This window comes from Vibrio sp. bablab_jr001 (assembly GCF_016464285.1).
In the GTDB taxonomy this organism is placed as follows: Bacteria; Pseudomonadota; Gammaproteobacteria; order Enterobacterales; family Vibrionaceae; genus Vibrio; species Vibrio fluvialis.
Genome location: NZ_JACDWZ010000102.1, coordinates 92522 through 112911, shown reverse-complemented (window position 1 = coordinate 112911; position 20390 = coordinate 92522). Strand labels below are relative to the sequence as shown.

The 20390-nt window shown below is 51.8% G+C and carries 22 protein-coding genes; 15 read left to right on the top strand and 7 right to left on the bottom strand.

Going from position 1 to position 20390, the window contains the following annotated elements:
• Positions 1 to 32: 32 nt before the first annotated feature.
• The 14 genes from JIG40_RS18625 to JIG40_RS18560 all read left to right on the top strand — a co-directional run bounded on the left by JIG40_RS18625 (position 33) and on the right by JIG40_RS18560 (position 11857).
• Complete coding sequence (locus tag JIG40_RS18625) at positions 33 to 1037, top strand: S66 peptidase family protein (RefSeq protein WP_199465829.1); 1005 nt, start codon at positions 33 to 35, stop codon at positions 1035 to 1037.
• 454 nt (positions 1038 to 1491) lie between these two features.
• A complete protein-coding gene (locus tag JIG40_RS18620; protein WP_020328215.1) occupies positions 1492 to 1899 on the top strand; it encodes a GFA family protein in 408 nt (135 codons plus the stop codon).
• An 8-nt stretch (positions 1900 to 1907) separates the two neighbouring features.
• Positions 1908 to 2399 carry a GNAT family N-acetyltransferase gene (locus JIG40_RS18615; protein ID WP_199465828.1) on the top strand — a complete coding sequence of 164 codons (492 nt, stop codon included), beginning with the start codon at positions 1908 to 1910 and terminating at the stop codon, positions 2397 to 2399.
• Positions 2400 to 2473: 74 nt separating this feature from the next.
• Positions 2474 to 3076 carry a histidine phosphatase family protein gene (locus JIG40_RS18610; RefSeq protein ID WP_047460628.1) on the top strand — a complete coding sequence of 201 codons (603 nt, stop codon included), beginning with the start codon at positions 2474 to 2476 and terminating at the stop codon, positions 3074 to 3076.
• 103 nt (positions 3077 to 3179) lie between these two features.
• A complete protein-coding gene (locus tag JIG40_RS18605) occupies positions 3180 to 3431 on the top strand; it encodes a cysteine-rich CWC family protein (RefSeq protein WP_020328218.1) in 252 nt (83 codons plus the stop codon).
• A 20-nt stretch (positions 3432 to 3451) separates the two neighbouring features.
• Positions 3452 to 3946 (top strand): DUF1993 family protein, encoded by a 495-nt coding sequence (locus tag JIG40_RS18600; protein ID WP_199465827.1) that lies wholly within the window; start codon positions 3452 to 3454, stop codon positions 3944 to 3946.
• A gap of 232 nt (positions 3947 to 4178) precedes the next feature.
• Entirely contained in the window at positions 4179 to 5453 is a 1275-nt protein-coding gene (locus JIG40_RS18595; protein ID WP_199465826.1) for an HD domain-containing phosphohydrolase, read from the top strand.
• A 232-nt stretch (positions 5454 to 5685) separates the two neighbouring features.
• Positions 5686 to 6834, top strand: coding sequence for an L-threonine dehydrogenase (gene yiaY, locus JIG40_RS18590; protein WP_158143135.1), 1149 nt, complete (start codon positions 5686 to 5688; stop codon positions 6832 to 6834).
• Positions 6835 to 7008: 174 nt separating this feature from the next.
• Positions 7009 to 7866: an AraC family transcriptional regulator gene (locus tag JIG40_RS18585; RefSeq protein WP_020328222.1), complete on the top strand. Its 858-nt coding sequence runs from the start codon at positions 7009 to 7011 to the stop codon at positions 7864 to 7866.
• Between the two features lie 33 nt (positions 7867 to 7899).
• The gene (locus tag JIG40_RS18580; RefSeq protein ID WP_199465825.1) at positions 7900 to 8631 is read left to right on the top strand and encodes an alpha/beta fold hydrolase; all 732 of its coding nucleotides are present in this window, start codon (positions 7900 to 7902) and stop codon (positions 8629 to 8631) included.
• Positions 8632 to 8649: 18 nt separating this feature from the next.
• Positions 8650 to 9429: an alpha/beta hydrolase gene (locus JIG40_RS18575; RefSeq protein ID WP_158143138.1), complete on the top strand. Its 780-nt coding sequence runs from the start codon at positions 8650 to 8652 to the stop codon at positions 9427 to 9429.
• A gap of 13 nt (positions 9430 to 9442) precedes the next feature.
• Positions 9443 to 9880 (top strand): N-acetyltransferase, encoded by a 438-nt coding sequence (locus JIG40_RS18570; RefSeq protein WP_154182549.1) that lies wholly within the window; start codon positions 9443 to 9445, stop codon positions 9878 to 9880.
• Positions 9877 to 10359, top strand: a complete 483-nt coding sequence (locus tag JIG40_RS18565; RefSeq protein ID WP_158146360.1) for a GNAT family N-acetyltransferase — start codon at positions 9877 to 9879, stop codon at positions 10357 to 10359. The genes JIG40_RS18570 and JIG40_RS18565 overlap by 4 nt, the downstream gene beginning before the upstream one ends.
• A gap of 139 nt (positions 10360 to 10498) precedes the next feature.
• Positions 10499 to 11857, top strand: coding sequence for an 8-oxoguanine deaminase (locus JIG40_RS18560; RefSeq protein ID WP_199465824.1), 1359 nt, complete (start codon positions 10499 to 10501; stop codon positions 11855 to 11857).
• Positions 11858 to 11965: 108 nt separating this feature from the next.
• On the opposite strand, the gene ahpF is transcribed toward JIG40_RS18560, so the two are convergent.
• Positions 11966 to 13534 (bottom strand): alkyl hydroperoxide reductase subunit F, encoded by a 1569-nt coding sequence (gene ahpF / locus JIG40_RS18555; protein ID WP_199465823.1) that lies wholly within the window; start codon positions 13532 to 13534, stop codon positions 11966 to 11968.
• Positions 13535 to 13683: 149 nt separating this feature from the next.
• Positions 13684 to 14241 carry an alkyl hydroperoxide reductase subunit C gene (gene ahpC, locus JIG40_RS18550; protein WP_020328230.1) on the bottom strand — a complete coding sequence of 186 codons (558 nt, stop codon included), beginning with the start codon at positions 14239 to 14241 and terminating at the stop codon, positions 13684 to 13686.
• Between the two features lie 303 nt (positions 14242 to 14544).
• On the opposite strand from ahpC, the gene JIG40_RS18545 reads away from it, so the two are divergent.
• A complete protein-coding gene (locus tag JIG40_RS18545; protein ID WP_199465822.1) occupies positions 14545 to 15096 on the top strand; it encodes a GNAT family N-acetyltransferase in 552 nt (183 codons plus the stop codon).
• A gap of 207 nt (positions 15097 to 15303) precedes the next feature.
• On the opposite strand, the gene JIG40_RS18540 is transcribed toward JIG40_RS18545, so the two are convergent.
• The 5 genes from JIG40_RS18540 to JIG40_RS18520 all read right to left on the bottom strand — a co-directional run bounded on the left by JIG40_RS18540 (position 15304) and on the right by JIG40_RS18520 (position 20310).
• Positions 15304 to 16230: a hydroxymethylglutaryl-CoA lyase gene (locus JIG40_RS18540; RefSeq protein WP_199465821.1), complete on the bottom strand. Its 927-nt coding sequence runs from the start codon at positions 16228 to 16230 to the stop codon at positions 15304 to 15306.
• Positions 16230 to 17069 carry an enoyl-CoA hydratase-related protein gene (locus tag JIG40_RS18535; protein WP_199465820.1) on the bottom strand — a complete coding sequence of 280 codons (840 nt, stop codon included), beginning with the start codon at positions 17067 to 17069 and terminating at the stop codon, positions 16230 to 16232. Before JIG40_RS18535 ends, JIG40_RS18540 begins: the two co-directional genes overlap by 1 nt.
• 14 nt (positions 17070 to 17083) lie before the next feature.
• Positions 17084 to 18685, bottom strand: coding sequence for a carboxyl transferase domain-containing protein (locus JIG40_RS18530; RefSeq protein WP_199465819.1), 1602 nt, complete (start codon positions 18683 to 18685; stop codon positions 17084 to 17086).
• 19 nt (positions 18686 to 18704) lie between these two features.
• Positions 18705 to 19874, bottom strand: coding sequence for an isovaleryl-CoA dehydrogenase (locus tag JIG40_RS18525; RefSeq protein ID WP_100268454.1), 1170 nt, complete (start codon positions 19872 to 19874; stop codon positions 18705 to 18707).
• 67 nt (positions 19875 to 19941) lie between these two features.
• The gene (locus JIG40_RS18520; RefSeq protein WP_020328236.1) at positions 19942 to 20310 is read right to left on the bottom strand and encodes a MerR family DNA-binding transcriptional regulator; all 369 of its coding nucleotides are present in this window, start codon (positions 20308 to 20310) and stop codon (positions 19942 to 19944) included.
• Between the last annotated feature and the right edge of the window lie 80 nt (positions 20311 to 20390).

Below are 20390 nucleotides of genomic sequence, written 5' to 3'. Positions count from 1 at the left end.
TTGCTTATTTGAATTATGGAGGATAAAGGTAAGTGATATTCCCGCAAGCTTTAAAAATTGGTGATAAAATTGGCTTTTTTTCACCGTCATCACCAGCAACGGCTTATGCGCCAAATCGTTTTAAGCGAGCAAAGTCTTATCTTGAATCTCAAGGCTTTGAGCTAGTAGAGGGGGATCTCACTGGCTGTTCTGATTCATATCGCTCAGGCTCAATTCTAGAACGCGCGGAAGAGTTTAATCGATTAATCCGTGACCCTAATGTACGGTGTATCATGTCTACAATTGGTGGTAGCAATAGTAATTCTCTATTGCCCTACATCGATTATGAAGCACTCAGGAACGATCCCAAGATTATTATTGGCTATTCTGATGTAACGGCATTGCTACTGGGTATCTATGCTCAAACAGGTCTTGTTACATTTTATGGCCCAGCACTGGTTGCATCATTTGGTGAGTTTCCACCCTTAGTCGAAGAAACGCTTCAATCCTTTCTGGAAATCTTGTGTTCGGAGTCTGATTCGTATCAGTACACAATGCCTCCGTCGTGGACAGACGTTATGCACGACTGGGAAACTCAAGACTCACCAAAATCTACTTACATAAATGAATGGCAGTTTTTAGGTAGTGGCCAAGTTAGAGGCCGCATAATTGGTGGTAATCTCAATACTATGGCAGGTATATGGGGTAGCCAATATATGCCGGAGATAGAGTCAGGTGACATCCTCCTGCTTGAAGACTCTCTTAAAGGTATAGAAACTGTCGAACGTTCTTTTGCCCATCTAATGGCCTGTGGTGTGTTTGAAAAGGTTGGTGCAATTGTATTAGGCAAACATGAACTGTTTAATGACAAAGGGACGGGGCGTACGCCGCTTGACGTTTTGCTTGAAGTGTTAAATGGCAAAAACGTCCCTATACTTTATGGCTTCGACAGTTGTCATACGCATCCTATGTTGGTTACACCACTAGGGGTACAGGCTTCTATTGATTTTGACAGCCAAACTATTGGGCTTGAAAGTCGGTGGGTATCAGCAAAATAACAAGGCATTTAAGAGTGATTCGCAACGCTTGGCAGTTTCGCTTCGCTCAAGTATAGCCAAGCGCCGCTCACACCTTAATGCGGCGTTAACCTATAGAAATTCTTATCCGAAATTCACTTGATACAACCGACGTACTGCCACGCTTCCTTCCATATCTTTACTAGCAGATACGTTACAAATATCAGCCCAGCTAATGAAGAATTCGTGATTGCTTCATATCTTGATGATGTTTAAGCGAACCTTCGGGTTCGCTTTTTTATGGCTGGAGAACGTAACAAGGTGGGTAAAAAGTATGTGCGATGTGGGTTGAGAACAAGGTCATAAATCTGGAGTGTGAGAGCACGAATTTGTCGCACATAAAACGCGTCCACTATAGTGTGATCATTCTTGGTCAAGTTTGATTTACATCTTAATCAAGCATTAACTCAATACTATCAAGGGACAAGGAGGTTCTATGAGTCATAAAATCAGTGGCGGATGCTGCTGCGGTGAAGTGACCTTTGCCGTGGAAGACGACTTCAAACATTTCTATTTCTGCCATTGCGAGCAATGCCGAAAAATGACGGGGTCAGCGCATGCCTCCAACCTGTTTACGTCACCGGACAACATTCGTTGGCTGAGCGGTGAGGACGTCACGCAGCGTTATGATCATCCGCACCGTTCATTTACTCAGGTGTTTTGCAAGATATGCGGCTCCGGCCTGCCTTACGTTTCATCCAGCGGAAAATTTTTGATTGTGCCGGCGGGAAGCCTTAACGAAGAGCCAAGCAAAACGCCGGATGCGCGCATTTTTTGCAGCGAGCAGACCGAATGGCATAAAGCCGGGCTGGAAGCGCCGCAAGTGGCGAAGTTTCCGGAGTAGCCTTGAATATGTTGATGCACAAGGACAACCAGTCAGAGACGACAAAGAACAGCGGTTTATTATTCGTCACGCCTGAATTAAGCGAGTTCGAACAGGTCTTCGCGACGGTTAAACAAGGTATTTTCGACTTGGTAGATGAAGTGTTTGGCTGGGATGATGAGTTCCAGCGTCAACGCCTGCACACCGATTATCAGTGGGCTTGGTTCCACTGGATTGTGCACCGTGGCGAGCGGGTCGGCCTCATCTGTTTTAAACCCTATGACAACGCTTACCATGTGCATCTGCTGATTATCTTTCCCCACTATCAGAATCAGGCCATCGGTCAGTCGGTGATGCAACAACTGAACGCCATGGGCCCAAAAGAGCAACGCTCGGCGATAACTTTGTCGAGCTTTGCCGCCAATCACGCCGCTATTCGCTTTTATCAGCGCCTTGGATACCGAATCACGGAGCAAGAAGCGGATTTCGTATCGATGGCGCTCAGGCTGGATGAACGCTAACTAAACGGCATTGCCCTTTGCAGTCGGTTTGAGAATCGGCTAACGTGATGAATCGACATCATCAGGGGGAATGCATGACCAGAAAGATTTTTGTTGTCAGACACGGACAAACTCAGTTCAACGCCGAGCGAAAGTTGCAGGGGCATTGTAATTCACCACTCACCAGTACAGGTAAAGCTCAGGCTTTGGCGGTGGGTACCCACCTTAAATCTCATCTAAATGGTCGCCCGTATCGGGTGTACGCCAGTTCACTGGGACGCGCGGTGCAGACGGCTCATATCATCTGCGATGAAATTGGCTTTGAGAAAGCGCATTTGCATCAAGATGACCGTTTGAAAGAGTTCTCACTTGGCGAGTGGGAAGAAAAGCCGCTGTTTGATTTACTGGAAGAGGATCCGCAATTGCTCGATAGTCGCGATTGGTATCTCAAAGCGCCAAACGCAGAACGCTATCAGGATGTGAAAGCGCGCCTGAAAGAGTGGTTGGCTGAAGTGCCAGAACAGGAAGATATCGTGGTGGTCAGCCATGGTCTCACTGGTATTGTACTGCGCGGGCTGCTGTTGGGTCTGAACTACGATAAAGTGTGGGAGCAGGACTTACCGCAGGATGCCTTTTTTGTTATTCAAAACGGCGAAATGGAGCGGGTGAACTGTTACCAGGACAAATCATTGATTTGATGGCGCCGAATGTCTCGCATGACTTGCCTGCCGCGAGCACTTTAAGTAGTGTGGCGGCTCGTCCGAGAGGCGAAAACATCCACCTTGTTCTAGGAGCCCGTGCGTGAGCCATAAAGTGCAGAATGTCGACCCGTTAATTTGCCCGTTATGCGGCAATGGCAATGCCTGCGTTAATCTGTCTACCGGAGATGTGACGAAATCCTGTTGGTGTAACGATCCCAACATCACTTTTCCACAGGAGCTGCTGGACCGAGTGCCCAAAGACGCCAAGCGCAAAGCCTGTATTTGCAAAACTTGCGCGCTGAAATTTCAGCATGAGAAAGCGCAGGGCGTTCAGTTTTACCAGCCAGAATAAAGCAGTAAGGAAATCACGACATGGACGGTGACATCAAAGCACTCTTGATGCGGTACCTGACACAACTGGATACCGTGGTTGAGAAAATTCCGCCTGAACTGTTCGCCACAGCGCTGGCAGACGATATGTTCTCGTTGGAGATAAACGCAAAAATTGCGGCCAATTTTGCTTTGCGCGGCTATTGCCCGTTAGCCAGAGTTGAAGAGGTATCTTTTTTCACTTCGCAAGCCGGCAAACAAGCCGTTCGCCAACAAATTGCCCAAACGCTCGCGTATCTGGCGACTGAACCTGCTTTACTCCACTGGCAAGATGACCGCGTCTTAAAAGATAAAGCGGGAGAGACCACGATAGCGTTGGCGCCGTTTGAGTTCTTCCATCATTACATTGTGCCGAACATGCTGTTTCACCTCAGCATGGTTTACGCCATCGCCCGGGCTAACGGCGTGGCGCTGAGCAAAGGGGATATGGATGGTTTACATCGCTATTCTCCGGGCTTCAGTTTTCTTCCAAAGTAGCCCAGAACGTCAACGAGCCATTCGGCTCGTTTTTTATCGCTTCAATCCCCTGATGCGTCATTTCTCAATGGACGATTTTGTCATCGCGCTTAAATTGTGACCTGAGCCAGATACGCAGAAGATTGCTGTGCTAAAGAGTGTTAATGGTTAAATTTTCACTTCATGTAAGTTCATAAATCAGCATAACCCTGACTACGTTTAAATCAGGGAGTGCTAATTTGAGGCGGCGACAATGGATGAATCAAGGGATATGAACATCGACTTACGCCAAATGGTCATTGCGATTGAAACCGCAGTGTCACTGGTCGGAATGAACGATACCAATCACGGCAAACGGGTGGGTTACATCGCCAGCCTGATTGCCAGCGAAATCGGGCTCAGCGATGACGATATTCAGTACATTTTTGAACTGGGTATGTTGCATGACTGCGGCGTGTCGACCGAACAAATGCACTCCAATCTGGTGAATCACTTCGACTGGGATGACGCGCATATTCATTGTGAAATCGGTCATCGGTTATTACGAAACTTTGCGCCGCTGGCGAAATTTTCGGTCCCGATTTTGTACCATCACACTCCGTGGGCGGAGCTGACCAAAGCGGACATCAGTGTGCGCGATGCGCGTATGGCGAACCTGATATTTCTGGCCGACAGGATTGATGTGCTGGGTGCAGGCCATTATGAAAGCGACATTTTACTGGTTCGTGATGACATCGTGAAATCAATCAGCGACAGCGCAGGGAGTTATTTTGATCCCGAGTTGGTGCGTGTATTTCAGAGCATTCAAAAAGCGGAAGCCTTTTGGATTGCGCTTGAGGATCGTCATATCACTCGTTACACCTGGGACATGGGGCGCATGCCCAGTAACCAGCAACTCTCTCTGGCGCAGATCAAGCAGTTGTCGCTCATCATGTCCTATGTCGTCGATCAGAAAAGCCCGTTCACGGCGCAGCATTCGGTCAGGGTGGCGGATGTGGCGCGCAGCATTGCACAGGCTTACGGGTTGCCAGCCTCACAGTGCGACAAAATTGAAATTGCCGGGCTGCTGCACGATCTGGGTAAACTCAATATTCCCGACGATATTCTCGACAAACCCGGCCCACTGGATGAATACGAGCGGGCAGTCATGAGTCGTCACAGCTACGAAACCTATGAAATTCTGCGCAATATTGAAGGGCTGGGGGAAGTGGCTCGCTGGGCGGCGTTTCATCATGAGGGCATCAACGGGGTCGGTTATCCGTTTCACCCACGGGAGCGAGAACTGAGCACCGAAGCGCGCATTATTGCGGTTGCCGATGTATTTCAGGCGCTGGTGCAGGATCGCCCGTATCGTGAGGGCATGAGTCAGGACGGTGTACTGACGTTACTCAGTGGTATGGTTGATGCTGGAAAACTGGACAGCGGGATCGTTGATCTGGTGAATCAGATTGCCGAGCCGCTATATGCCGTCGCCAAGGGAGCCGATCCTAACCACAATCAGGCGTATCTCAACCTGTTTGCCGAGTAATCGGTAAAATTGATCTGTGCTCAAATTTTCAGCTGGAATTTCAGTTTCTTGATTTAGATCTAATGGAAAATTCTGGTTTTGAAAATTTGAGCTATTTTGTTTAAAAACGCGTTAGTTCTCAATTTTTGTCCCTGCTAGCCTACAGCCAATCAAACGTAACCCCGTAAATAAGAACAAGGTTGCCGCACGGTACAGCATGACCTGTACTGGCTGAAGCCAGAGGAGCACAATTATGTCTAACATGTTTTACATCCCTTCTTCTAACCTGATGGGCCCGGGCTGTCTGGCCGATGCCGCGACGGCGATTGCCTCTCACGGTTTTCAGCGCGTATTGATCGTCACTGACCGTTTTCTGAATAAAATGGGCGTGGTCGATAAAGTGGCGGCCCTGCTTAAGCAAGCGGGTGTAGACACGGTCGTGTTTGATGAAACCAAACCTAACCCAACCGTGGATAACGTGGAAGCCGGTTTAGCAAAACTCAAAGCCAGCAACTGTGACTGCGTGATGTCACTGGGTGGCGGCTCACCACATGATTGTGCCAAAGGCATCGCGCTGCTGGCGGCCAATGGCGGTGAAATTAAAGACTATGAAGGCGTCGATAAATCGGCGAAACCTCAACTGCCTCTGTTTGCGGTCAACACCACGGCGGGTACCGCATCTGAAATGACCCGTTTCTGCATCATCACCGATGAAAAACGTCACATCAAAATGGCGATTGTCGATAAACACGTAACCCCAATGATGTCGGTCAACGATCCTGAGCTGATGCTGGCAAAACCTGCGTCACTGACGGCGGCAACCGGTATGGACGCACTGACTCATGCGATTGAAGCGTATGTGTCCGTTGCGGCAACACCCATTACTGATGCAGTGGCGATCAAAGCGATTGAAATGATTCAGGCCAATCTGCGTCAGGCAGTGAAACACGGCGATGATATCAACGCTCGTGACAACATGGCTTACGCACAATTTATGGCGGGTATGGCATTCAACAACGCATCATTGGGCTACGTGCACGCGATTGCGCACCAGTTGGGTGGTTTCTACGACCTGCCACATGGTGTGTGCAACGCAGTACTGCTGCCTCACGTACAGCAATACAACAGCGAAGTGGCGGCACAGCGTTTGACCGACGTTGCGCGTGCTATGGGTGTGGATACCGAAGGCATGACACCACGTGATGGCGCGGCAGCAGCGATTCGCGCCATCTGCAAGTTGTCATCGGATGTAAACATTCCGGCTGGCCTGACAGAACTCGGCGTGAAAGAAGCAGACTTCGACATTCTGGCTGAAAACGCACTCAACGATGCTTGTGGTTTCACTAACCCGAAACAGGCAACGCATGAAGAGATCGTAGCGATTCTGAAAGCGGCGATGTAATCCGGCTTCAGGTGTTCATGAACCTCCTGTCATGGGCACCTGACCTTTTCCTTTATCCAGCTCTGTCTTTCCCCTGTTACACGCTAAATCCCCATTTTTTATGTTGGGATCATGTTCATATCAGAACGATTCCCTTACACTGGCGTTTCTGCAAACCGTGACCATTTGGGCTGAATGAAAACTCTCAACAGTTTCCGTCGGATTGATGAAACCGAATACGCGTTGTCCACCGACAAAGTCAACATGCTGTACTATCACCTGCCAAAGCATTTTCAGGGCGAATACCGCTCTTACGAGACGCCACGCCTGTGCACGATTTTGCAGGGCAGCAAAGATGTGCGCATCAACCAGTCACAACAATTTACCTATCGCAAAGAGCAGTGTGTACTGTTGCCACCGCATGCCAACGTGCACATGTCGATGTCGGAATTTACCAAAGCGCTGGTGTACGAATTCAGTGAAGACGTGTTGCAGGATGTCAGCGCCAGAGTCGGCGACCAGTTGGAAGTGAAAGCCTCTCTCGATCACGATTACAGCCACTTCCAGATGGATTATCTGCAAGATCGCATCTATACGCTGCATGGTCGCGCGCAGGAAATTTTGCGCAGCAACGACAGCAATATTCCGTTTCTGCTCGATTTGGTGACACAGGAAATGGTGTATGAACTGCTGAAACGGCAGGGTTCGCATGAGATTTTGTCGCAGCATCAACATCACCCGGTCAATCGTGCGATTCGCATGATGAAAGCCCATTTAGGCGAACCGTTATCGATTTCCGAACTGGCGGAAGAAGTGCGAATGTCGCTGCCAAACTTCAGTCAGAAATTCAAACTGGTCACCAACCAAACGCCGAAAGAGTATTTCACCCGCTTGAAGCTCAATCAGTCAAAACGCTATTTGAACCAGTTGTCGGTCACCGATACCGCACTTGAGCTGGGGTATGAAAATATTTCCCATTTTATCCGCCTGTTTAAGAAAGAGTTTGGTGTGACTCCGAAGCAGTTCAAACTTTCTCAGGAGTTAACACACTAAACTGGTCGAGTCTTTGATTGCGGGAGAAAGACCATGCCTCGTCAAACTGTGCTGATCCGTGGCTTGTTTCGCGGCAAATATCACTGGGGAACGATTCCGGAAAAGCTCAACGCCCGGTTTCCTGAGCGTGAGTTTCTGTGTCTCGATATTCCCGGAGCGGGCGATCGCCACCAAGAACGCTCACCGTGGCGAATTGAGGAGATGGTCGACAGCCTGCGCGCTCAGCGCAATGGCAATGAACCGGTTGATCTCATCGCCATTTCTATGGGCGGAATGATTGGCCTCAACTGGGCCGAACGCTACCCAAATGAAGTGAGCAGCCTGTTTTGCATCAATACCACCGCACGAGGGTTCAGCCCGTTTTATCAGCGGTTGCGTCCTGATAACTATCTCAACATCTTACGGGCACTGTGTGCGCCACCCCAACGCAGAGCCCGCATCATTTATAGTATGGTAGCCAATCGCCCGATGGACGATGACGTCATCGCGCAATGGTCAGCATTGGAGCAGCGCCTGCCCATGCAACCGATGAACTTTATCCGCCAGTTGGCCGCAGCGCTGCGTTTTAAGGCGCAGCAACCACAATGCCGCTTGATGTTTGTCTCTTCGTTACACGACAAACTGGTCAGCACCTTAGCCACACAAGCGCTGGCCAAAGCATGGCAGTCGTCGTTGATCCTCAACCCGCAAGACGGTCACGACATTCCGCTGGATAATCCCGAATGGCTGATAGAGCAATTGGTACATTGGTATCAGCAAGCGTGACCCAAACAAGAGTACAAAATGACTAATATCGAAGGAACGTTCGATGCCGAAGGCGCACAGCTTCACTATCAGATTCATCGCCAACCGCAGCGTCATACCGTATTGGTGATGCACGGCGGTTTAGGCAGTTCGCATGATCTTCTCACCCTTTATGCCGCAATCCCTGAGGATTACCAGATCGTCAGCGTCGACTTTCGTGGACACGGTCGTTCGACCCTTGGCCATGGCAGTTTGAGTTACGCGCGTTACCAAGCGGATATCGAAGCCCTGCTTGATCATCTGGGGATTGATGAGTTTTCAATTCTCGGCTTTAGTGACGGCGGCATTGTTGGTTACCGACTTGCAGCGGCGCATCCGGACAGAGTCAAACGCCTGATCACGCTCGGCTCGCAATGGCGGCTTGAAGCGGGCGATCCTTCGATTGAGGTGTTGAAAGGGTTGACGCCAGAGTTCTGGATAGCGCGTTTTCAAGACGATGTCGCACGTTATGAAGCGAGCAATCCGCAACCGGACTTTGCTCATCTGGTCGAGAAAGTGAAAGCGCTGTGGCTCGATACCACCGAGAGCGGCTATCCGAATCGTCAGGTGGTGGAGATTCTTTGCCCAACCTTAGTCATTCGTGGCGACAACGACTTTTTGTTTTCACTGCCAGAAGCGGTCGCTTTAGTGGAAACCCTCAAAGATGGCCACTTTATGAATGTGCCGTTCGCGGCGCACGGTGTGCATCTGGAATCACCGCACATGGTCGCCATGGCGGTATCCCATTTTTTGACCTGTACTTTAGCTAACGCCGAGTAACCGGAATGATGGTATGACTGAAAAATTGACGGGCCTGCGTCCATTTCGCGTGGAAGATATGGACGATCTGCTTAACGTATGGCTATCGGCCTCGATTGAGGCGCACGACTTTGTCGCGGCTTCGTACTGGCAGTCGCAGGTTGAAAACATGCGCCATTTATATCTGCCAGCATCGGAAGTGTATGTCTATCTCCTCAGCGGCGAACTGGTTGGCTTTTACGCGCTGTATGAAAATACGCTCGCGGCGATTTTTGTCAGCCCGGATTGTCAGGGGCAGGGCATCGGCACGCAACTGCTCGCTCACGCCAAACAGCAGCGCGCTCAATTAAGCCTGACGGTATACAAAGAGAATCAGGCCAGTTGCCAGTTCTACCTCAAACAGGGTTTTCATGTGGTGCGCGAACAAACCGATGAACATACAGGGCATGCTGAGTTGGTGATGAGCACATGACGGATATCATGGAAACCACTGAGCAAGGTGTTAGCTGGCAAATCGCCTCAGAGGCGAACTATGCCGAGCAGCTCACCCGCAATAACATGGCGCGCTATTATCAGAGCCGGGGCTGGAGGTGGGATTCAACCCGTTATCACGCCACCTGGAATGAGACGGAAAACGTTGAAGTTTGGCACAAGGGCGAAAGGGTGGGCATCATTCGCATCGCTTTGATTTCAAAAGAGGCGTTTGAAACCAATGATGAGCAAACGTGCCTGTTCGTACGCGATTTGCAATTGGACCCTTCTCAACAAGGGTTGGGTATTGGCCAGGCTTGCATTGAGTGGGTAAAGCATCGCGCTGCGCAGCAGGGCATTAAGCAAGTGCGATTGCGGGTGTTCAGTGAGAACCGCGCGCAGGCGTTGTATCGCCGCATGGGATTTCGTGTGGCATCGGAACAGGATGGGCTGGTGGAGATGGCGCTCAATCTGGCATAACGTGAACCACAGGCTTTATCCGCGGCGTCTTTTCCGCTAAGGTAAATGCGCATTTCAAACTGCCCCTGGATCAGCAGACAGGGTAATAACTGAGCTGGGTAATTGATCGTTGAACTCATAGCAATCAAGGAGCCTGCTTATGTCTGCACAACGCCTATGGATACAATCCCCGCTGGCCTGTTTTACCGCCAACCACTGCGATGCCAGTGGCGGTCTGGTCATTGAAAACAACCGCATTGTTGAACTGCTAGCTCAAGGACAAATGCCGTCGACGCCCGTCGATGAGCTGTTTGATGCCCGTGAGCTGGTGATCATTCCGGGATTGATTAATACTCACCATCATTTTTATCAAACCTTAACCCGAGCGTGGGCGCCCGTTGTGAGTGTGCCGCTGTTTCCGTGGTTAAAAACCTTATATCCGGTTTGGGCGAAGCTGACACCAAAAGCACTGGAGTTGGCCAGCAAAGTGGCGCTGGCTGAATTACTGTTATCAGGCTGTACCACCGCGGCCGATCACCATTATCTGTTTCCGACCGGAATGGATGAGGCGATCGACATTCAAGTGGCAGCCGTTCGTGACATGGGCATGCGCGCCATGTTGACCCGAGGTTCAATGAGCCTTGGGGAAGATGAAGGCGGTTTACCGCCACGGCACACCGTGCAAAGCGGTGATGTGATCCTCAAAGACAGTGAGCGCTTAGTGAAGCGTTATCATGAACGCGGCGAGGGCGCGCAGATCCAAATTGCGCTTGCGCCGTGCTCGCCCTTCTCGGTCACGCAGAACATCATGGCCGACAGCGCCATGCTCGCCAAAGAGCTGGACGTGCGTTTACACACGCATCTCGCCGAAACCCTCAATGAGGAAGCCTTTTGCCTCAAAATGTTTGGTATGCGTACGGTCGATTACCTCGACAGCGTCGGCTGGCTGAGCGATCGCACTTGGCTGGCGCACGGCATTCATTTCAACCAAGAAGAGATCGAACGCCTTGGACGCGCAGAGACTGGCGTGTGTCATTGTCCGGTGTCGAATATGCGTTTGGCCTCGGGCATGTGTCCGACGCTGGATCTGCAAACTGCTGGCGCGCCAGTGGGGTTGGGCGTTGATGGTTCCGCATCGAATGACGCTTCCAACATGATGTATGAAGCGCGTCAGGCATTGTATCTGCAGCGGCTGAAATATGGCGCTGAACGCATCACGCCGGAAGTGGTGCTTGGCTGGGCGACCCGCGGTTCGGCTGCGCTGCTGGGGCGATCGGACATTGGAGAAATTTCTGTCGGGAAACAAGCCGATCTGGCGATGTTCAAACTCGATGAGCTGCGTTTTTCTGGCAGTCATGATCCGATTGCCGCTTTGTTACTGTGCGGCGCAGAAAAAGCGGAGCATGTGATGGTAGGCGGACAATGGCGGGTGAAAAACGGCATCATCTCAGGGCTTGATATTCAAGCCCTGATGGCCGAACACAAAGCTTTGGCCGCGAAGTTGGTCGCCAGCGCTTAGTCAGGAGTTATCATCGCAGCAAGTTGATCGAAGTAAAAACGTCGAAGCAAAAGAAAAGGCGAACCTTGCGGTTCGCCTTTTTTAGGACTCAAAGTTATGTTCGGACTCTTAACTTTGTTTGCGGATTAGGTAGTCAAACGCGCCTAAGCTTGCTTTCGCACCTTCACCCATCGCAATGATGATCTGTTTGTAAGGGACTGTCGTTGCGTCACCTGCAGCAAACACACCATCCATGCTCGTTTCGCCGCGGCTGCCGATTTCAATCTCGCCACGGGCAGACAGTTCAACTGCTGAATCTTTCAGCCATTCGGTGTTAGGCACCAAACCGATTTGAACGAAGATACCAGACAGTTCAAGCTGCTTAATTTCATCCGTGTTGCGGTCTTTGTATTTCAAGCCCGTTACACGAGTACCATCACCCACCACTTCGGTGGTTTGAGCCATCGTGATGATGTCGATGTTTGGCATTGAATTCGCTTTGTTAATCAGTACTTGGTCTGCACGCAGTACATCAGCAAATTCCAGTACGGTCACGTGTTCGACGATACCCGCTAGGTCAATCGCCGCTTCAATACCTGAGTTACCACCACCGATAACCGCGGTTTTCTTGCCTTTGAACAGCGGGCCGTCACAGTGCGGGCAGTACGCCACACCTTTGTTGCGGTATTCTTGTTCGCCAGGAACGTTCATTTCACGCCAGCGAGCACCCGGGCTTAAGATGACACTGTTACTTTTCAGTGTCGCGCCGCTTTGCAGGTTCACGTGGATTTTGCCATCGGTTGTGAACTCAGCGCCCATCAGCTTCTCAGCTTGCTGCTCAGTGATGATGTCTACGCCGTACTCTTTCAGGTGTTCACCCAAATTCGCCGCCAGCTTTGGACCTTCTGTGTGTTTCACAGAGATGAAGTTTTCGATCGCCATGGTGTCCATCACCTGACCACCCAAACGCTGCGCCACGATACCCGTGCGAATGCCTTTACGTGCTGCGTAAATCGCTGCCGCTGCACCTGCAGGGCCACCACCAACCACGAGTACATCGTATGGGTCTTTTTCGTTGAGGCTCGCGGCTGCTTTTTCTGCTGCGCCGTCATCCAGTTTGTTCAGGATTTCAGCCAGAGTCATACGGCCTTGGCCAAACAGTTCACCGTTGATGAATACACTTGGAACGGCCATGATGTCGCGATTTTTCACTTCGTCCTGGAACAGCGCGCCGTCAATCATGGTTGCGCGGATGTCCGGGTTGATCGCCGCCATCATGTTGAACGCTTGCACCACGTCAGGACAGTTTTGGCAAGACAGAGAAATGAACACTTCGACGTCGAGCTTTCTGCCGAGTTTCGCGATTTGCTCAATCGTTTCTTGCTCCAGTTTGATTGGGTGACCGCCAGAGTGCAGCAGCGCCAGAACCAGAGAAGTAAATTCATGGCCCATTGGCACACCAGCAAAACGCAGTTGTGTGCCTTTGCTTGGGTTGGCCACTGTCATGACTGGTTTGCGATCACTCGCGGCATCGTCACGTTCTACGCTGATCAGTGGGCTGAGTTCTGCAATTTCATTGGCCAGTGCCAGAATGTCTTGTGAGCCTTTGCTTTCATCTAGGCTGACCACTAAACGGACGTCTTCTTTTAAATTTGTCAGATACTGTTGTAACTGTTGCTTGATCGCTTGGTCTAGCATACGAAAATACCTTTTTCTTTATTATTCAATTTTAGAGTGGTCACTCTGGATAAAAGGGGGAGAGCGGACCGGGCATTTAGGTCGTCAGGTAAAACGCCCAGTTCGCTCTCGAACTAGTTCGTAATCAAAAGATTACTGACCAGGCTTAGTTAGATTTTGCCAACTAGGTCTAGTGAAGGAGCCAGAGTCTGCTCGCCTTCTTTCCATTTCGCTGGACATACTTCGCCTGGGTGAGAAGCAACGTACTGAGCTGCTTTCACTTTACGCATCAGGTCTTCTGCGTCACGGCCGATGCCTTCTGCAGTGATTTCCATTGCCTGGATAACGCCTTCTGGGTCAATCAGGAATGTGGCACGGTCTGCCAGACCTTGGCCTTCACGCATCACACCGAAGTTGTTAGTGATGTTGCCAGTTTGGTCGCCTACCATGTAGTAGTTGATTTTGCCGATAGTGTCTGAGCTGTCGTGCCATGCTTTGTGAGTAAAGTGAGTGTCAGTCGATACTGAGTACACTTCTACGCCACGTGATTGAAGTTCTGCGTAGTGATCCGCAAGGTCGCCAAGTTCAGTTGGACATACGAAAGTGAAGTCCGCTGGATAGAAGAAAAATACTGCCCATTTGCCCAGAACGTCCTGTTCTGTGATATCAACGAATTTGCCTTCTTTGAATGCTGTTGCGCTAAATGGTTTGATTTTAGTATTAATCATATTCCGAGTTTCCTTTAAGTTATTGGGTTTGGAATGTCTTGTCTTCGGGATGTATATTCCCATCCACACCCAATTTAGGAAAATCGCTTGTAGCTATTCTATTGATAGGCAATTTCTATAGTCAGTTGCGCAAAATAGGCTACGTTCGATAGGTAAAATCCATCAGCATTGACCGTTCATAGGTTAATTTTTTTATTTTTCTGTTGGTTAGCGAGATTGTCTTTGCAAGCGCAACCATTCGGTGGCAGTCTGTTTTTTGTGCGCAACATCGGAAAATACAATCACAAAGGAGCAGGGAACGCGATGGAAATAGCCGTAAATAACCCGCCAAACGTGGCAAATGAAATTCATATTGTGACGCCGCGCCTTATTATGCGCCCTATAACGCGCGAGGAATGGCCGTTATTTCAGCAACTGCATAACGATCCAAACGTTATTTCTCTGTGCTTCGATAAACCAGATGATAACCCGTTGCGGGACAAGTTTGCGCAAAAGCTGGTTCCTTGGGTTGTGAACCAAAACTTGTGGCTGTGTCTGACGATTCAAGAGCGCGAAACTGGAGAGTGGGTGGGCATCACCGGATTTCTCGATGGGCAAGGCGTGGCCGAAGTGGGCTATCTATTACTGACTGAGCAGCACGGCAAAGGCTACGGCACCGAATCGCTGCGTGCGGTGATTGAGTGGGCGCAGCGGGAGCACGACATTCAGCAGTATCGCGCCATTGTGACGCAAGGGAACGTTGGCTCTGAGCGGGTACTGGAAAAGTGCGGCTTTACCTTAGAGCGTATCGATCCGCTGGCGTATGAGATTGGCGGCAAACGCTATGACGACCACATCTATACCCTTCCTACTTGAAGTTGCAGCGGTGTTGGCTGCATTCATTCACCCCAATCACATAGCGTATCTATGCTCATGGGGACTCACTCATTTGCCGCCTACCTGCAACTCCAAGTTGTTTGGGTATCTGCGCAAAAGGGCTAACGGCTTTGAATTGAGCTGGCTTTTTTATCTATCCATCCCGATCTTGGTTCCCAACTTCAGGTTTTCAGCAAAGCAGTGCAATCAGTGCTGCTTTGTTTTTGTCGCCGCGATTGCCTGCTGATGCAGCGCGAGCGAGACTTTCGAGGTCGGCATTCGTGCCAGTTCGGCGCTGATCGCCCAGCCTGCACGCGCCACAGCAGGTAAATCTACCCCAGTTTCAATCCCCAACCCATGACACAAATAGAGCACATCTTCTGTCGCTACATTGCCTGCGGCGCCAAAAGCGTATGGGCAGCCACCGAGCCCAGCCACGCTGCTGTCCAGCGTTGTAATGCCCATCGACAAAGCCTGATAGAGATTGGCCAGCGCTTGTCCCCACGTATCGTGAAAATGAACGGCCAGTTGCTCGGGCGGAACATGGCGTTGCACCGCGTCCAGCATCCGCGCAATGCGCAGCGGTGTGCCGGTGCCGATGGTATCGCCGAGCGAGATTTCATAGCAGCCCAGGGCGAGTAAATCCGCAGCCACGCTGGCAACCTGTTCGGGTTGGGTCGGGCCATCATAAGGGCAGTCGGCGACGCAAGAGAGATAACCGCGCACCGGAATGTGCTGCGCTTTCGCCGCATGCATCAGCGGTTCAAAGCGCTTCAGACTTTCGGCAATCGAACAGTTGATGTTGCGCTGGCAAAAACCTTCGGACGATGAGGTAAAGATGGCCACTTGATTGGCGCCGCTGGCCATGGCCTGTTCAAAGCCTTGCAGATTGGGGGTGAGGGCGGAATAAATGACACCGTCTTCTCGCTCAATGCGCGCGAACACTTCGCTGGAATCGGCCATCTGCGGCACCCATTTCGGTGACACAAACGAGCCCGCTTCAATGTGGGTTAATCCGGTCTGCGACAGTTGATTGATCAGTGCAACTTTGGCATCGGTGCTGACAAAATCTTCGTTTTGCAGCCCATCGCGCGCGCCAACTTCCACAATCGTCACTTTTGAGGGCAGTGACATCATTGGCCTCCGTCTTGCTTGGTTTCGGTTTGAATATCTGCGGCGCGCCAGTCCGGTGTGCGTTTGTCAAAAAACGCGTTGAGCCCTTCCTGTCCCTGCGCCGAAATCCGCAATTCAGCGATCACCTGACTGGTGTGTGCAATCAGCTTTTGATCAATCGGCTCGGCGTCGCAGCGGGCGCACAAGGTTTTGGCCTGCGTCAGGGCGGCCGGGCTATTGGCTAGGAGTTGCATGGTGAACTGGTTGACCGCTTGTTCGAGAGCATCCGGCTGATAGCCGACCACCTGATGCACCAAACCGAGGTTGAGCGCGGTAGCGGCGTAAATCGTTTCTGCGCTCAGCATGTAGCGCCGCGCTTGGCGATTCCCCATGGCGCGGCACACATAAGGGCCGATGGTGGCAGGAATCAGCCCGAGGCGCACTTCGCTCAGGCAAAAGCGCGCATTCGGCGCGGCCAGCGCAATGTCGCAGCAGCAAATCAAACCCAATGCCCCACCAAAGGCACTGCCTTGCACGATGGCCATGGTTGGGTGCGGAAACGTGTCCAGCGTCTGCATCAGCAGCGCTAGTTGCGCCGCGTCACTGTGATTATCGGAATGGGATTTACTGGCCATCGAGCGCATCCATTGCAGATCGGCGCCCGCAGAAAAGTGTTGCCCGTTAGCTTGCAGCAACAGAATGCGCACGGCGGGGTTGGATTGAAGCTGAGTGAGCTTATCCAGCAACTGCGAAATCATCACATCATCAAACGCGTTGTGTTTCTCGACGCGGTTGAGGGTTAACGTGGCGATGCCGTCAGCGGACACTTCACACAACACATCGCTTTGACGAGGGTTCATTGTTCTCCTCCCGCTTACATTCGGAAAATACCAAACTGGCTGTCGGCAATTGGCGCTCGCAACGCGGCATTTAACGCTTGGCCCAGAACATCGCGGGTTTCGAGCGGATCCAAAATTCCGTCGTCCCAGAGCCTTGCGCTGGCGTAGTAGGGGCTGCCTTGCGTGTCGTACAACTCAACAATCGAGTCTCGAAACGCTTTGGCTTCGTCATCCGGCCACGCTTCCTGCTGGCGCGCTTTCACCTCGCGCCTTACCTGGGTCAATACGCCTGCCGCCTGTTCGCCACCCATCACCGATATTCGCGCGTTAGGCCACATCCACATCAGGGTGGGATCGTACGCCCGCCCGCACATGCCGTAGTTTCCTGCGCCATAAGAACCGCCGATGATCACGGTGAATTTGGGCACATCGGCACACGCCACCGCCATCACCAGCTTAGCGCCGTGCTTGGCGATGCCTTCCGCTTCCACTTTCTTGCCCACCATAAATCCGGTGATGTTTTGCAAAAACAGCAGCGGGATTTTGCGTTTGGCGCACAGCTCGATGAAGTGCGCGCCTTTTTGCGCCGATTCGGAAAACAGAATGCCGTTGTTGGCGACAATGCCAATGCGATGCCCGTGCAACTGGGCAAAGCCGCACACCAACGTGCTGCCATACAACGCTTTGAATTCATCAAACTCGGAATCGTCCACTAAGCGGGCAATAATTTCGCGCACGTCAAACGACAACCTGAGATCGGCGTTGACGATGCCGTACATCTCCTGCGCGTCATAGCGTGGCGGCAAGTATTCTTTTTGCGTGAGCGTCGGTGATTGATTGGTGCTGGCGATGGCTTGGCGAGCCAGCGCCAGTGCGTGCGCATCGTCATCCGCATAGTAATCGGCCACGCCGGACTTTTTGCAGTGCACATCCGCGCCGCCCAGTTCTTCATCGGTTACCACTTCTCCAGTTGCGGCCTTCACCAAAGGTGGGCCAGCGAGAAAGATGGTGCCTTGCTGTTTGACGATGATGGCGACGTCTGCCATGGCCGGAATGTAAGCACCGCCTGCGGTGCACAACCCCATCACCACCGCAATCTGAGGAATGCCTTGCGCCGACATGCGCGCCTGATTGTAGAAAATGCGCCCGAAATGGTCGCGGTCGGGAAACACGTCCGCCTGATGTGGCAGGTTCGCCCCGCCGGAGTCGACCAGATAGACGCAAGGCAATTGGCAACGCTGCGCAATCTGCTGCGCCCGCAGATGTTTTTTGACCGTTAAGGGATAATAGGTACCGCCTTTGACGGCGGGATCGTTGGCAATCACCATGCACTCGATGCCGTGAATTTTGCCAATGCCCGCGACCACACCAGCGCACGGCACCGATTCTTCATACACTTGCCAGGCTGCAAACTGACCGACCTCAAGAAAGAATGAATCGTCGTCAAGCAAGCGTTGCATCCGTTCGCGCACGGGCAGTTTGCCTTTTTGCCGCTGGCGTTCAATCGCCTTTTCTCCGGCGCCCAGTTGGAGTGTCTGACGATGCGTGTGCAGTTGCTTCACTAGATCACTCATGTGGGTGACGTTGGCCTGAAACAGGTCTGATTCAGGTTTTGCTTTCGTTTTTATCACAGCCATTGCGTCTCCGTTACACGCCTCAGCGCGACTCTTCAAACAGTTCACGACCAATCAGAATACGGCGGATTTCTGAGGTGCCCGCGCCAATTTCATACAGTTTGGCATCGCGCAGCAGGCGTCCGGCCGGAAACTCATTGATATAGCCGTTGCCGCCGAGTAGTTGAATCGCATCCAGCGCCATTTGGGTCGCCAGTTCGGCGGCGTAAAGAATGACGCCCGCGGAATCTTTGCGCGTCACTTCGCCGCGATCGCAGGCATTGGCGACCGCGTAGACATAGGCACGCGCAGCATTCAGGCGGGTGTACATATCAGCGACTTTGGCCTGTACCAGCTGGAATTCGCCAATCGCGTGACCAAACTGTTTGCGGTCGTGCACATACGGCAGCACCAGATCGAGGCATGCCTGCATAATGCCCAGCGGCCCGGCGGCCAGTACCACACGTTCGTAATCCAGCCCGCTCATCAGCACTTCGATGCCTTGGTTGAGTTCGCCCAGTATGTTCTCAGCCGGAACGGGGCAGTTTTCAAACACCAGTTCACAGGTATTGGAGCCGCGCATGCCGAGTTTGTCGAGCTTCTGCGCCGGGTAAAAGCCGGGGAAATCGCGTTCGACGATAAACGCGGTGATGCCGCGCGATTTGGCATTGGGATCGGTCTTGGCGTAGACGATGACGACCTGAGCATCCGGGCCGTTGGTGATCCACATTTTGCTGCCGTTGAGCACAAAGTGATCGCCATGACGCTCGGCTTTGAGCTGCATGCTGACCACATCCGAGCCCGCATTGGGTTCACTCATTGCCAACGCGCCCACCCATGACCCATCCAGCAGTTTGGGCAGGTATGCCTCGCGCTGCTTGGCATTGCCGTTACGAAACAGTTGATTGACGCACAGGTTGGAATGGGCGCCATAGCTGAGGCCGACGGACGCCGACGCGCGGCTGATCTCCTCCATCGCCAGCACATGGGCAAGGTAACCCATCTCTGCGCCGCCGCAGGCTTCATCGACCGTCACGCCGAGCAGCCCCATGTCGCCAAACAGGGGCCAGAGATGCACAGGAAATTGATTATCGTGGTCGATTTGCGCCGCAAGTGGGGCGATGTGTTCGCTGGCAAACGCATGAACCTGCTCTTTGAGCAAATCCAGTGTTTCACCGAGACCGAAATTAAGCGACGGGTACTGGCTGTTCATAACACCTCCATAAGCTTGCATTCAGGCAATGGAACGCAAGCGGATGAGAACGATGAAACGGCTCAGGTTATTGGGCTTTCAGCGCCAGCTCGCATCGCTGGCGGGCTGCTTCCAGTTCGCCCATCACCACACCGATGTCATCAAGCTGGCGCTGAAGCACCGCTTTCTTTTCATCGATAATGTTGAGCATTTTCACCAACTGTGTCTCGCCTTGATGAGCATCGTAAAGCTCAAACAATTCGCGAATCTCGGCCAGAGAGAACCCAAGGCGTTTACCGCGCATAATCAGCTTGAGGCGAATTTTGTCTCTGCGGTGATAGATTCGCACCGTGCCTTTGCGCTCTGGCTCTATTAATCCCATGTCTTCGTAAAAACGAATGCTTCTTGTCGTAATGTCGAACTCTTTCGCGAGTTCACTGATTTTAAAAGTTTCCACCTGATGATGTCCTCCAACTGCTCATTGTGGTTGAGGATCGTTTGTGCTGTTCAAAATCGGTTACAGAGGCCGATGAGAAA